This is a genomic window from Caballeronia jiangsuensis (assembly GCF_046030135.1).
Taxonomy (GTDB): Bacteria; Pseudomonadota; Gammaproteobacteria; order Burkholderiales; family Burkholderiaceae; genus Caballeronia; species Caballeronia jiangsuensis.
Genome location: NZ_JAQQDB010000016.1, coordinates 55,966 through 69,877 on the forward strand (window position 1 = coordinate 55,966; position 13,912 = coordinate 69,877).

11 protein-coding genes are annotated in these 13,912 nt (G+C 65.0%); 5 read left to right on the forward strand and 6 right to left on the reverse strand.

Going from position 1 to position 13,912, the window contains the following annotated elements:
• Nucleotides 1–4: 4 nt before the first annotated feature.
• From PQR08_RS18505 to PQR08_RS18515, 3 genes are all read right to left on the reverse strand, one after another.
• Nucleotides 5–424 (reverse strand): ACT domain-containing protein, encoded by a 420-nt coding sequence (locus tag PQR08_RS18505; RefSeq protein WP_250484925.1) that lies wholly within the window; start codon nucleotides 422–424, stop codon nucleotides 5–7.
• Complete coding sequence (gene uvrA, locus PQR08_RS18510) at nucleotides 414–6,227, reverse strand: excinuclease ABC subunit UvrA (protein WP_250484926.1); 5,814 nt, start codon at nucleotides 6,225–6,227, stop codon at nucleotides 414–416. Before uvrA ends, PQR08_RS18505 begins: the two co-directional genes overlap by 11 nt.
• A gap of 177 nt (nucleotides 6,228–6,404) precedes the next feature.
• A complete protein-coding gene (locus PQR08_RS18515) occupies nucleotides 6,405–7,295 on the reverse strand; it encodes an alpha/beta fold hydrolase (protein ID WP_250484927.1) in 891 nt (296 codons plus the stop codon).
• Between the two features lie 255 nt (nucleotides 7,296–7,550).
• Between PQR08_RS18515 and PQR08_RS18520 the strand changes: the two genes are divergently transcribed.
• A complete protein-coding gene (locus tag PQR08_RS18520) occupies nucleotides 7,551–8,267 on the forward strand; it encodes a class I SAM-dependent methyltransferase (RefSeq protein WP_250484928.1) in 717 nt (238 codons plus the stop codon).
• Nucleotides 8,268–8,274: 7 nt separating this feature from the next.
• On the opposite strand, the gene PQR08_RS18525 is transcribed toward PQR08_RS18520, so the two are convergent.
• Together PQR08_RS18525 and PQR08_RS18530 are read right to left on the reverse strand one after the other, a co-directional pair.
• Nucleotides 8,275–9,402, reverse strand: a complete 1,128-nt coding sequence (locus tag PQR08_RS18525) for a succinylglutamate desuccinylase/aspartoacylase family protein (protein WP_250484929.1) — start codon at nucleotides 9,400–9,402, stop codon at nucleotides 8,275–8,277.
• 10 nt (nucleotides 9,403–9,412) lie between these two features.
• Complete coding sequence (locus PQR08_RS18530; RefSeq protein WP_238213311.1) at nucleotides 9,413–10,183, reverse strand: transporter substrate-binding domain-containing protein; 771 nt, start codon at nucleotides 10,181–10,183, stop codon at nucleotides 9,413–9,415.
• 115 nt (nucleotides 10,184–10,298) lie between these two features.
• Here PQR08_RS18530 and PQR08_RS18535 point away from each other — a divergent pair, with 115 nt between their 5' ends.
• The gene (locus tag PQR08_RS18535; RefSeq protein WP_250484930.1) at nucleotides 10,299–11,222 is read left to right on the forward strand and encodes a LysR family transcriptional regulator; all 924 of its coding nucleotides are present in this window, start codon (nucleotides 10,299–10,301) and stop codon (nucleotides 11,220–11,222) included.
• Here PQR08_RS18535 and PQR08_RS18540 read toward each other — a convergent pair.
• Nucleotides 11,207–11,701: a DUF6496 domain-containing protein gene (locus tag PQR08_RS18540; protein WP_250484931.1), complete on the reverse strand. Its 495-nt coding sequence runs from the start codon at nucleotides 11,699–11,701 to the stop codon at nucleotides 11,207–11,209. The two genes, PQR08_RS18535 and PQR08_RS18540, sit on opposite strands and share 16 nt — an antisense overlap.
• Before the next feature lie 355 nt (nucleotides 11,702–12,056).
• On the opposite strand from PQR08_RS18540, the gene PQR08_RS18545 reads away from it, so the two are divergent.
• From PQR08_RS18545 to cpaB, 3 genes are all read left to right on the forward strand, one after another.
• Nucleotides 12,057–12,236, forward strand: a complete 180-nt coding sequence (locus tag PQR08_RS18545) for a Flp family type IVb pilin (RefSeq protein WP_250484932.1) — start codon at nucleotides 12,057–12,059, stop codon at nucleotides 12,234–12,236.
• A 71-nt stretch (nucleotides 12,237–12,307) separates the two neighbouring features.
• Entirely contained in the window at nucleotides 12,308–12,817 is a 510-nt protein-coding gene (locus PQR08_RS18550) for an A24 family peptidase (RefSeq protein WP_187607965.1), read from the forward strand.
• Between the two features lie 12 nt (nucleotides 12,818–12,829).
• Nucleotides 12,830–13,780 carry a Flp pilus assembly protein CpaB gene (gene cpaB, locus PQR08_RS18555; protein ID WP_250484933.1) on the forward strand — a complete coding sequence of 317 codons (951 nt, stop codon included), beginning with the start codon at nucleotides 12,830–12,832 and terminating at the stop codon, nucleotides 13,778–13,780.
• Nucleotides 13,781–13,912 lie beyond the last annotated feature (132 nt).

The window sequence follows — 13,912 nt, forward strand, 5'->3', positions numbered from 1 at the left end:
GATTTCATGGTTTTGGTGAGGCCGAAAGCTTACCAGCAGTGCGCTGCAAATCCCGCAGGACATCGACGGCCCGCTCGCCATCATCGACGGGAACGAAGATGTGGTCGTGGTACGCCGCCGCGATCACATTGCAACTGATGTTCGCCTCGCCGAGCGCACGCGCGAACGCCGCCGTCAGACCGACCGCGTTCAGATCCGAATGCACGGTCAGCGTGATCCACGCCGCGCGAAACAGCGGCGCGATGCCCGCCGCCTGCGCCGCGCGCTCCTCCATCACGACCGTCAATCCTTCGCGCTCGCGAAACGTCGCGACGATGCCCGCGCCGCTCGTCACCGCATCGTGCGGCAACGAGGCGAACACGTACACGCCCGGCTGCAGCTCGGGTTGCATCGACGCGATCAGCGTATCGAGATCACGCAGCATTTTCGGCCTCGCGTGTACGTCCCAGAACCGGCCGCAGCGCCGCGCCCGTGTGGCTGCGCGGATGCGTCGCGAGCGTGTCCGGGTCCGCCGCCGCGACGATCGTGCCGCCGTTCACGCCGCCCTCCGGCCCGAGATCGAGCACCCAGTCGGCTTCGGCGATCACATCGAGATCGTGTTCGATGACGATCACGCTATGCCCGCCATCCACCAGCCGATGCAGCACGCGGATCAGCTTCGCGACGTCCGCCATGTGAAGCCCGACGGTCGGTTCATCCAGCACGTAAAGCGTATGCGGCGGCTTCTGGCCGCGCCGTGTGATGTCGTCGCGCACTTTCGACAACTCGGTGACGAGCTTGATGCGTTGCGCCTCGCCGCCCGACAGCGTCGGCGAAGGCTGGCCGAGCGTCAGATAACCGAGGCCGACATCGCGCAGCAATTGCAACGGATGCGCGATGCTCTGCATCGACGCAAAGAATTCGACGGCTTCGTCGATCTCCATCGTCAGCACTTCGCCGATGTTCTTGCCGCGCCACGTCACCGCGAGCGTCTCCGGATTGAAGCGCTGGCCGTGACAGACGTCGCACGGCACCTTCACGTCGGGCAGGAAGCTCATCGCGATGGTGCGCACGCCCTGGCCTTCGCACGCCGGGCAACGCCCTTCGCCCGTGTTGAACGAGAAGCGCGACGGCGTATAGCCGCGCGCGCGGGCTTCGAGCGTATCGGCGAACAGCTTGCGGATGGTGTCCCACATGCCGATGTAGGTCGCTGGACACGAGCGCGGCGTCTTGCCGATCGGCGTCTGATCGACTTCGAGCACGCGATCGATCGCCTCGAAGCCGGTCACGCCACGGCAGCCCTGCCACGCGTGCGCGACGTCGAACTTCGGACGCGGCGCCTCGCGCGCGAGCACGCTGGCGCGCGATCGCGTGGCGGGTGCATCGGACTGCGCCGCCTTGCGCGCACGCCGCACCGCGGGCGACGACAGCACCGAGCGGCCGACGGCATCGAGCAGGTTGGTCATCAGCACGTCGCGCGCGAGCGTCGACTTGCCCGAGCCCGACACGCCCGTGATCGCGACGAGGCGATTCAGCGGCATGCTCGCCGTCACGTTGCGCAGATTGTGCAGCGTCGCGCCTTCGACCGTGAGCCATTGTTCGGGCGTCGCCGGACGTTTCGCGGTCCCGGCACGCACTTCGCGGCGCGGCTGCAACGGATGCACGATCGGGTTCGCGAGGAACTGGCCCGTCAGCGACGCCTTGTGCGCCGCGAGATCCGTCACGGTGCCTTGCGCGACCACCGTGCCGCCGCGCTTGCCCGCGCCCGGCCCGATATCGATGATGTGATCCGCGCGACGAATCGTGTCCTCGTCATGCTCGACGACGACGAGCGTATTGCCCTTGTCGTTCAGCTTCTTCAGCGCCGAGAGCAGGATGAGGTTGTCGCGCGGATGCAGACCGATGGTCGGTTCATCGAGCACATAGCACACGCCTTGCAGATTGCTGCCGAGTTGCGCGGCGAGACGGATGCGTTGCGCTTCGCCGCCGGAAAGAGTCGGCGCGGCGCGATCGAGGCTCAGATAGCCGAGCCCGACTTCTTCGAGAAACTGGAGTCGGCCTTCGATTTCGCTAACCACGTCGCGCGCGATATCCGCATCGCGGCCTTTCAGCTTGAGCGCAGCGATCCACTCGCGTGTATCGCTCACGGTCCAGCGGCCGACTTCCGTGATCGGATAATCGCCGAAGGTCACGGCGCGCGCGACCTCGTTCAGACGCGTGCCTTCGCAGTCCGGGCACGGCTGATCGACGATATCGTCCGGTTCCTGATCCACCGAGCCGATGCTCTGCTCGCGCCCGCGATCGTCCTGCGCGAACAAGGTGTCATCGAATGCGGCGCGCTGTTCGCGCGTGAGCTTCACGCCCGTGCCGACGCATGTATTGCACCAGCCGTGCTTGCTGTTGTACGAGAACATGCGCGGATCGAGCTCGGGATAGCTCGTGCCGCAGACGGGACACGCGCGCTTCGTCGAGAACACGCGGGTTTCTTCCTTGCCGCGACGCGCGCCGTCCTGCCACGAACCATGCAGATCGTCGAGCGGCGCGCACAGATGCATCACGCCCTTGCCGATCTCCAGCGTTTCGTCGAGCAGGCGGCGCAGATCGGCTTCGTTGTCCGCCGATACGACCAGATCCGCGACCGGCAATTCGATCGTATGTTCGCGGAATCGATCGAGCTTCGGCCACGGACTCACCGGCAGGAACTCGCCATCCACGCGCAGATGCGTGTTGCCGCGCGCCTTCGCCCATTTCGCGAGATCGGTGTACACGCCCTTGCGATTCACGACGAGCGGCGCGAGCAGCCCGACATGCTGCCCCTTGAAATCGCGCATGATCTGCGCGGCGATCGATTCCGAGCTTTGCGACTGCACCGGCGTGCCGTCGTGGATGCAATGCTGGATGCCGAGCTTCACGTACAGCAAACGCAGGAAGTGCCAGACTTCCGATGTCGTCGCAACCGTGGACTTGCGCCCGCCGCGCGACAGACGCTGCTCGATCGCGACGGTCGGCGGAATGCCGTAGACGGCATCGACTTCGGGACGTCCCGCGGGCTGCACGATGGAACGCGCATACGCATTCAGCGATTCGAGGTAACGCCGCTGGCCTTCGTGAAAGAGGATATCGAACGCGAGCGTCGATTTGCCGGAACCGGACACGCCCGTCACGACGTTGAACTTGTTGTGCGGGATATCGACATCGAGCGACTTCAGATTGTGCTCGCGCGCGTTGACGATGCGCACGACATCCTCGCCCTGCAATGCGCGCCGCGCGCTCGCGACTTCCGCCGCGAGTTGCAGCGGCACGCCCGCGCGTTTTTCCGCCGCGCCGGGCGCCATCGCTTCCTCGTATTCGATCAATGCGCGGCCCGTATGCGACTGCTCGCAAGCGGCCACGTCATCGGGCGTGCCGACGCACACGACCTGTCCGCCGCCATCGCCGCCTTCGGGACCGAGATCGATGATCCAGTCGGCCGCGCGAATCACATCGAGATTATGCTCGATGACGATCAGCGAATGCCCGCGTTCGAGCAGTCGGCGCAGCGCCTGCATCAGCTTGGCGATGTCGTCGAAATGCAGGCCGGTGGTCGGCTCGTCGAACATGAAAAGGCGGCTTTCGCTGGTTTTGGCTTGCGATGTTTCGGCCAGGAAACCCGCGAGCTTCAGACGCTGCGCCTCGCCGCCTGAAAGCGTCGGCACGGGCTGGCCGAGCTTCACGTATTCGAGGCCCACATCGACAATCGGCTGCAGCACGCGCAGCACTTCCTTGTCGTTTGCGAAGAGCGCGACGGCTTCGCTGACCGTCAGTTCGAGCACATCGGCGACGCTCAATTGACGATCGCCGCGCTCGATCTTCACTTCGAGAACTTCAGCGCGATAACGCCTTCCGTCGCAATCCGGGCAGCGCAGATAAACGTCGCTCAGGAACTGCATTTCCACATGCTCGAAGCCCGAGCCGCCGCATGTCGGGCAGCGTCCGTCGCCCGAGTTGAAGCTGAACATGCTCGCGCTATAACCGCGCTGCAACGCGAGCGGCGCCTTCGCGTAGAGCTTGCGGATCTCATCGAACGCGCCGACATAGCTCGCCGGATTCGAGCGCGCCGTGCGCCCGATCGGCGACTGGTCGACGAACACGACATCGCTCAGATGCTCCGCGCCCTTCAATGCGCGAAACGCGCCGGGCGTTTCCGTCGCCTTGCCGAAATGGCGCATCAGCGCGGGCGCGAGCACGTCCTGAATCAATGTCGATTTGCCCGAGCCGGAAACGCCCGTCACGCAGACGAGACGTTGCAGCGGAATATCGACCGTCACGTCCTGCAGGTTGTGATCGCTCGCGCCTTCGAGCGTGAGACGCGGCGTGTTCGCATCCACGACGCGCCGGTTCCAGTTCGACGCATGCGCGACATGTTTGCGGCCGCCGAGATACGCGCCGGTCAGGGTGTCGGTGCCTTGAATGTCGTCGGGCGCGCCGTCGTAGACGATCTGCCCGCCGCGCTCGCCCGGCCCCGGTCCCATGTCGATGAGGCGATCCGCCGCGAGCATCACCGAGGGATCGTGCTCCACGACGACGAGCGTATTGCCCGCGTCGCGCAGCCGGTGCATCGCCTCGACGATGCGGTTCAGATCGCGCGGATGCAGGCCGATGCTCGGCTCGTCGAGCACAAAGAGCGTGTTCACGAGCGACGTGCCGAGCGCGGTCGTCAGGTTGATGCGCTGCACTTCGCCGCCGGACAACGTGCGGCTCTGGCGATCGAGCGTCAGATAACCGAGGCCGACATCGCAGAGATATTTCAGACGCGTGCGCACTTCCGCGTGCAGCAGCTTGAGCGCTTCGTCGAGCAGGGTCGAAGGCAGCGTCAGCGAATCGAAGAAGCGGCGGATGCGCTCGATCGGCATCAGCATCAGATCGTGGACCGTGAGACCCGGCAGCGCTTCGAGTTGCGCGCGTGTCCAGTCGACGCCTGCCGGCATGAAGCGATTCGACGGCGGCAACACCGCGTCGGCCTGCTCCTTCGTGCCGAGACGCCACAGCAGCGACTCGGTTTTCAAACGCGCGCCGGCGCAAACCGGGCACGTCGTATAGCTGCGATATTTCGACAGCAGCACGCGGATGTGCATCTTGTACGCCTTCGACTCCAGATAGTCGAAGAAGCGCTGCACGCCGTACCACTGGTTCTGCCACTTGCCGGTCCAGTCGGGCGAGCCCTTGATGACCCAGTCGCGCTCTTCTTGCGTGAGATCCTTCCAGGGCACGCCGAGCCGGATGCCCGCCTTCGCGCCGTACTTCACGAGATCGTCCTGGTTCTCTTTCCACGCGGGCGTCTGCAACGTCTTGACCGCGCCTTCGCGCAGCGTCTTCTTGTCGTCCGGAATCACGAGCCCGTAATCGACGCCGATCACGCGGCCGAACCCGCGGCACGTTTCGCACGCGCCGTAGGCCGAATTGAACGAGAACAGCGCCGGCTGCGGGTCCGCGTAGCGCAGATCGCTTTCCGGGCTGTGCAGACCGGTGGAGAAGCGCCAGATTTCCGGCTCCGCGTCCTCCTTCAGCACGTAGACGTCGACGCGGCCGGTGCCGCGCAGCAACGCGCTTTCGATCGCTTCCAGCGCACGCGAGCGCTCCGTGTTCTGCAGGCGAAAGCGATCCGCGACGACATCGAGCATCTGCCGCGCGCCGGATTCCGTCTGGATGCGGCGCTTGGCCTGCACGCGCGTATAGCCGCTCGCGGATAGCCATTGCGCGACTTCCTCGTCGCTCGCGGTATCGGGCAGTTCGACAGGAAACGTGATCGCGAGACGCGGATCGTCGGCGCGCGTGCGTTCGAGCAGCTCCGCGTAGATCGTTTCGGGCGTGTCGTGGCGCACGCGCTGCGACGTCTTCCTGTCGAAGAGTTCGGCGGCGCGCGCGTAGAACAGCTTCAGGTGATCGTTCAGCTCGGTCATCGTGCCGACTGTCGAACGCGAGCTGCGCACCGGATTCGTCTGGTCGATGGCGATGGCGGGCGGCACGCCGTCCACGCGATCGACCTGCGGGCGGTCCATCCGGTCGAGAAACTGGCGCGCATACGCGCTGAAAGTCTCGACGTAGCGGCGCTGACCTTCCGCGTAGAGCGTATCGAACACGAGGCTCGACTTGCCCGAACCGGATGGCCCGGTCACGACCGTCATCTGGCCGGTGTGCAGGTCGAGATCGAGATTCTTGAGGTTGTGCTGACGTGCGCCGCGAATGCGGATTGCGTTGTTCGATGCCAATTTTTCAACCGGTTCAATAGGTTAGGCGGCTCTCTGAAAGCCTTGGGCGAGGTTGCACGAGTGTTCGGAAGTGCGTGGCCGCCATAGCGAACAGTACTGTACACGCATACAGTGTTCGTCGCCAAACGTGTCACGGGTGTCCGCTTCCGTGCGCAAGACGCTCGCCTGATCGGCGCTTCACTTCAGATGCGCGATGACGGCATCCGCGACGGCGTCCGGCGCCTCGCGCAGCGGAAAATGCCCCGCGCCATCGATGACCACGCGCCGGTATCCCGCCGGAAAATACTTGTCCTGCCCTTCCGAGCTCGCCGGTTCGTCGCAGGAATCCGCGCCGCCCTGGATCATCAACGCGGGCACGTCGATGCGTTCGATCGTCGCGAGCCGCGCATACAGTTCGGCGAGCGCGGGATCGGATGGCTGGTCGCCGCGCCAGCGACGTCGGTATGCGTTCAGTGTGATCGGCACCCAGTCGGGATTCTCGAAGGCGCGTGCGGTCGCGGTGAATTCGATTTCGTCGAACCAGCCGGGCGGCGACCACGTTTCCCACTGGATGCGCGCGAAGCCTTTGGGATCGGCGGCGACGGCATCCGGGCCGCCATCGAGCGACATGAACCATTGGTACCAGAAGCGCCGCGCCTGCGAGAAATCCGGCAATTCGAAGACGCCACGCGGCTGATAGGCGAGCGCGAGCGCGGCCATGCGGCGCACGCGATCCGGAAACAGCGCGGCGATCGTGTACGCGGCGCGCGCGCCCCAGTCGTGACCGACGACATCGAATTGCGCGATGCCGAGCGCATCGGCGAGATCGACGGCATCGTTCGCAAGCGCGACGCCCGAGCCGTCGCGCACGGTGTCATCGCGCAAGAAGCGCGTGCCGCCCGCGCCGCGCAACTCCGGGACGATGGTGCGATAGCCGGCTTCGTTGAGCCGCAGGGCGACCGCGTTCCATGCGCGCGCCGCATCGGGCCAACCGTGGATCAGGAGAACGATGCGACCATCGGCGGGACCGGAATCGGCGTAGGCGATATCGAGCGTCGGCGTGCGGGCGTGGCGTGCGAAGTCCAGCATGGCGAGACTCCTGCTTGAGGAAAAAGCCATTCTAAAGCGAGTCGCGTACGTGAGTCGCGAGCCGGATTCGAGGGCGCAACGACAACGGACTACGGTGTTGAAAGGCCTGTCCCGTGTCTCAAATTTTCGTTCGTGATACGAAGTGCTATGATCGAAATTTATGTCGGAGTTCGACCCTTGGTTAAAGGAATGTTTTCCGTTTCTCCCGCTGCACGATGCAAGTGCTGCGACGGTCCAAGTGCGCTTTGCGGAGTCGTGGACTTGTCACGCGGCGGCGCCGACCACGCTGCGGGAAAGAAAGTCGATCCGTACTCGGGCGTACCCATTTACTACTATCGATGCGAGCGCTGCGGCTTCACCTTCACCTCCGCGCTCGACGACTGGACATCGGCGCAATTCAGCGAACATATCTATAACGCCGACTACGTAAGGCAAGATCCGGATTACGTCTTCGCCCGCCCGGACGAGAACGCCCGGACCATCGCCGAGAAATTTTCCGCGTTGGCGAAAATGAAAATTCTGGACTATGGCTCAGGATCGGGCGTGTTGGAACAGCAACTGCGCCTGCGCGATTTCCATGACGTACGCTCTTACGATCCCTTCCACAGCAGCTCGGATCCGTCTGTTCTCCAGGAACAATTCCGTGTCGTTTTCGCGTTCGAAGTATTCGAGCACAGCGTCGATCCTCGTCAATTGATGCAGACACTTGCCGCCTTGCTCGACGACGATGGCGCCATGCTCGTAAGCACCCTCTTTGTACCCGACAATACTGCATCCGAAGGCATCGATAAATGGTGGTACTGCATGCCTCGCAACGGCCATGTCTCGTTCTTTACGCCGACATCGTTGTCTCTGCTGGCGTCGCAGTACGGATTGAAGGCGGCCTCGTTCAACAGCGGCTTTCATCTTCTGTTTCGATCGGAGAAACCCGACTGGGCGAAGCCGTATGAATTCATGACTTCGCCGGACTAAAAGCGTCTCACGCCCCGATCAGCACCCCGCTTCTCACCGCCTTCTCCCCCGTCACCCGTCCCATCGGCGCGCCCGCGTACACGAAACGGATCGCGCGACGCATGTAAAACACGCCATCGTTGTTCGTGGTGACCGTGGTCACCGCATCGGTGATCGGATCGACGATATCGAACACCGGATCGCCCGCTTTCAAAATCGCGCCCACCTTCGCCCGATACACGACGATCCCGCTCACCGGCGCGCTCAACTGCTGGCTGCCCGCGAGCGGCGTCGCGGCTTGCGCGAGCGGCGGCGCGTCCTTCTCGTCGCCATCGATCACGCCGCGCGCGATCAGATAATCGACGATGGCATCGGCATCATGCGCGGCGGTCTCGTAATCGACGTCACGCTGCCCGCGATGCTCGATCGTCGCCGCGATATTCGGCGCGCCGAGCGGCGTGTTCTTGCCGAGGCGTTCGCGCAGTTCGTGCCAAAGCAGCGCATGAACCTCGTCGAACGACTGCCCGCCGGAATCCGTCGCCAGCAGCACGCCGTTTGCGCCGAGATGGCGCGCGAGCGGCTCGATCGCGGGCCAGCTCGCGGGGCTCGTGTAGATGTGCATCGTCGCTTCGAGCGAGCAATGCAGATCGAGCACGATATCGGCTCGCGAAGCCAGCGTGAGCAGCGCAAGCCGCAGCGATTCGAACTCGTTCTTCGCGTTCATCTCGCCGAGCATTTCGACGAGCGCGCCGCGCAGAAGGCGCGCGTTGTGCGCGGCATCGGCGGACGAGAAGCGCGCGCCCACGCGCTCGATCAGCGCGGCAGCGGACGGCATCGGAAAGTTGCGGTTGAAGTTGTGGCCGCTGTTCGCTTCGAAGCGCCCGAGAAACTGCCCGAGTACGTGCTGCGACAGGCCGATCGGATTCGCCACCGGCACGAGCACGATCTCGCCGCGCACGCGGCCTTCGGCGTCGAGCGCGGCGAGCCGCTTCTTGAGCGTCCATGCGGTGAGCATCGCAGGCGTTTCGTCGGCATGCAGCGAAGCCTGTATGTAGACGGTCTCGCCGTCGCGCCCGGCGTCGCCGAAATGAAAGCTGACGAGTTCGCGCGACGTGCCGAGCGTCGTCGAGACGAGTGAATGGCGTTTCGTTTGCATCGAAGAATCCTTAGTCGCCGTACACGTCGAAGTCGAAATACTTGCGCGCGATCTTCTGATACGTGCCGTCGGCGCGCATGTCGTTCACGGCCTTGTCGATCTTCGCCTTGAGCGCGGTGTCGTCCTGGCGCAGGCCCATGCCGACGCCGTGATCGCCCATCGAAAGCGGCTCGCCGACGAACGCGAAGCCCGCGCCGTGCGGCGTCTTCAGGAAGCCGTGCTCCGCTTCCACCGAGCCGAGCAGCGCGGCGTCGATACGCCCCGCGGTCAGGTCGTTGAGCACGCCTTCCATGCTCTGATACGACACCACCTCGACGCCGCCCGGCTGCCAGTTCTTCAGCGCGTAGGTTTCGAACTGGCTGCCGCTCTGCACGCCGACGCGCTTGCCGCGCAAGCCCTGCGCGCTCGCGGTGAGCGGCGTGCCCTGCTTCGCGATCAGGCGCGAGCGAAACTGAAAGAGCTTGGTGGAAAACGCGATCTGCTTCATGCGCTTGTCGGTGATCGCCATCGACGACATGATTCCGTCGATCTTGCGTGCCTGCAGCGCGGGAATCATCCCCGAGAATTCGAGCTCGACCCACTGGCAGCGCATCGCGATGCGGCGGCAGATTTCATCGCCGAGATCGACGTCGAAACCCGCGACGTGGCCATCGGGCGTCTTCACGTCCATCGGCGGATAGCCGGGATCGATGCCGAGCCGCAGGGCGTCGGCGTCTTTCGCGTGAACCGGTGCGGCCGCGACGAGCGCCGCGGCCAGGAAAAGTGAGCTGAGTCTGAACATGAACGCGGTGTCTCCGTATGGTTGCCACCGATGGTAAAGGCGCAAAACGCTCGCAAAAAGAGGCGTTTTGCTTATCATGATCACTTTTCGAGATCACCCGACGGAGACGCCGAGCGTGGATTTGACTCTGACGCAGTTGCGCATGTTCGTGGCCGTCGCCGACGCGGGCAGCGTGCGCGCGGCCGCGCGGCGGCTCGATGTCGCGCAAAGCGGCATCACGCAGCAGTTGCAGAAGCTCGAAACACTGGCGGGAGGGCCGCTGTTCGAGCGCGATGTGCGCGGCGCGCGCCTGACGCCGGTCGGCGAGCGCTTGCGCCTGCGCGCCGATCTGATTCTCGGCGAGTGCAGAAAGACCGAAGACGAGATGCGCCAGCTGCGCGGCGAGCTGACGGGGCGGGTCGCGCTCGGGCTTGCCGCCGAAGCGACGATGCGCCTCTTCCCCGCATTGCTCGAAAGCTATCGCGAGCGCTGTCCGCTCATCGACGTGCATCTGACGAGCGCGACCTCACGCATGTTGACGTCGTGGGTTCGCGACGGCAGCCTCGATTTCGCGCTCGCGCTGATCGCGCCCGACGCCGATATCCACGACATGGACACCGCGCCGCTTTTCGATACCGAAGTCGCGGTGATCGCGCGGCGCGGTCATCCGCTCGGGCGTTCGCACGCACTTCGCGACTTGCAGGACGCCGAGTGGGTCAGCACGCGGCAGCGCGGCGGCGGTGCGCTTGGCAACAAGCTGTCGGCGCTTTTCGAGCAGGCGAAGCTCGGACCGCCACGTATCGCCGCAACGACGGAAGCCGTGTTCGACACGCTGCACTGCATTGCATCGAGCGATTATCTCGGGCTCGAACCCGCGAGCCTCGCCGGACATCCGTTCTTCCGCGAGCACGTCGAGATCGTGCCGATCGCCGAGCGCGCCGCGAGGACGCCGGTGTGTCTGGTGCGGCGCGCGGGCGTGCCGCTCACACCCGCGGCGCAGGAACTCGCGACGATGGCCGTCTCGTTCGCGCGGATGCTCCCGGCTCAGCGCGACGCGTGACGCGTGCGCGAACCCTTCGCTGCGTTGGCGCGGCGCGTCGCCCAGCCCTTCTTCGCGGCGGCTGACCGATCCGCCGCCGAGCGCCTGCTCGAAGCCGCATGCGACTGACGCGACAGCGCCTTGGGCGAAGCGGCCTTGGTGCTTTCGCGCTTGAGCGCGCGTGTCGACGCGGCCGAGCGCTTCGCCTTCGATTCGGTGCTCGGGCTCTTCTTCGTGCGATGCGAAGCCTTCGTGTCCTGCGCGGCCTTCCTGCGCGTGGCCTCGGACGTCGTGCCCTTCTTGGGCGCCTTCATCTTCACGCCTGAGCGGCGCGCTTCGGACAGCCCGATCGCAATGGCCTGCTTCGCCGACTTCGCGCCGTGCTTGCCTTCGCGAATGTGATCGATCTGCTCCTTCACGAACGCACCCGCCTGCGTGCTCGGGGACTTGCCTGCGCGCTTCGCTTTCGATGCGCGCTCGAGGGTTTTCTGTTCGGGCATGTCGGACCTCCGTATGAAGTGGACTTGCCCCTGGCGGGCGAGCAACGTGCGTGCCCGCATCCTCACCTGCAAACGTTTGCCTTCTTATCTGGCATGCCGGGCAAACGCATACACATCCGAGAGACGGCACTTTCGGCGAACCCCTTCGACCTCGCGATTATTTCTCAAATCGGTTAAAGCCCGTCAAGGCGTTGCCGTTAACGCGCTTATCCATACCACCCGGGTCGATTCAATTCGAGGCCTGTTTGGCCCTTGTGTTCTTGCGTTTGGCCTGGGCGGCCGTGGATGTGATCCAAATCGGTAAGCACTTCCCGCTGGCACTGCAAACCCAACTCTCACCCATCAAGGAAGCAACATGCAAAAACTTCTGAAAGCCTTCGTGCGCGACGAACGTGGCGTCAGCGCCATGGAATACGCGATTCTCGCGGGCATCGTCGTGGTCGCGCTCGTGGCGGTCGGCTCCGCTTTCAGCACCAACATGACGGGCATCTTTTCGAATCTGACCGACAAAGTGAAGGCCGCCGCGGGCAACTAAGCAGTCGCGCCCCAGGTCCGGGCCTTCACACGCCCGGACCTCGATCTGACCCAACCCGATTCGAGCCCATCGTGACCGTACTGTCTCTCGTCATTCGTCTTGTCGTGCTGGGCGCCTTGCTCTGGCTCGCGATCACCGACGTTCGCACCCGACGTCTGCCGACGAGCATCGTCCTCACGATCGGCGCACTCTTTTTCGTCGATGCGCTCATCGCCGGCATGCCGCTCGACGATGTCATCTCGCATCTGCTGCTTGCGGTCGTCGTGTTCCTGGCCTGCGCCGTCCTGTTCGCCGTGCGCATGCTCGGCGGCGGCGACGCCAAGCTCGCTTCCGTCATCTTTCTGTGGGTGGGATTCGGCCTTTCGCTCGCCACGCTGACGCTCGTCTCGGTGATCGGGACCGTGGTGTCGCTCGTGAGTCTCGCTACCCGCAACATGAATCCCTCTCAGCGCTTCGTGCCGCTGCGCGCGCTCGCGATGTTCTCCGCGGCGCGCGGCGTTCCGTACGGCGTGGCGCTCGCCTTCGGCGGCGGTTTCGTCATCGTGCTGCCTGCCCTGCTGCACCTCATCTCGACGCAATAGGACGACGTCTCCATGTCCAACATCATCAAATTCGCCGTGCTGCTGGTCGGCGCACTTCTGATTGCGCTGATCGTGCGCGTCGTCCTTGCGAGCGCTTCTCACACCGCTAAGCCCGCCGTGACGAGCGAGAAGGTGCTGGTCAGCGCCGCCAATCTGCCGCAAGGCCTGTTGCTGCGCGACGAGGATCTCGCCTGGAAGGCGATCCCCAAGACGGAGATGCCCGCCAACGCCATCGTCGCGGGCGTCGCGAGCGCGCCCGACCTGAAGGGCGCGCTGCTGCGCCATCCGGTCGCGGCCGGCGCCGTCCTCGTGTCCGACGATGTCTTTCTGCCGAGCGCCCCGGGCTTTCTCGCCGCGACGCTCAAGCCCGACATGCGCGCGGTCTCGGTCGCCGTCGACGATGTGTCCGGCAACGCAGGCCTGATCCAGCCGGGCGACTATGTCGACCTGCTGCTCACCCAGCAAATGGACCGGCGCACCGAATCGCCGGATCTCGCGGTATCGAGCGAAACGGTGGTCGAGCATGTGCGCGTGCTCGCCGTCGGCTCGGAAATCAAGCGGCCGAAAAACGATGGCGACAACGACGTCGCCGTGGCCCGCGCCCGCACCGTGACGCTCGAAGTCACGCCGCGCATGGGCGAAGTCGTCGCGGTCGCTGCGCGGCTCGGCAGCCTGTCGCTCGCGCTGCGCAGCTTCGCGACGGTCAGCCGCGACCCGGCGGCGCCCGCGGGGGCGTCGGCGCCCGAGCGCAAGCCCATCTGGGCCGGCGACATCTCCCGCGCCGTGCGCGATCTGCCGCGCACGCGCCCCGTTCAGTCGGGCGCACCGAGCGCCGCGCCGGCCATGCCGCGCACCGTGACCATCTACCGCGGCTCCGAGAAGTCGGATACGTCGAGCGTTGCCCAGGCGGGCGGTTCGGGCCAGGGCGTCCCGCCGCTGCCCTCCGTGCCCGCGGAGCGTTGACACCGTGCCCCCGTTCGAAAGCGTGCCATCGCCAGGATTCACATTCATGAAAACGCAGTTCAGTTCGAGTCGCATGACGGGTCGTGCGGATAGAGCGCCAGGCGCCCCGGTTCTGGCATGCGCGGCGCTGCT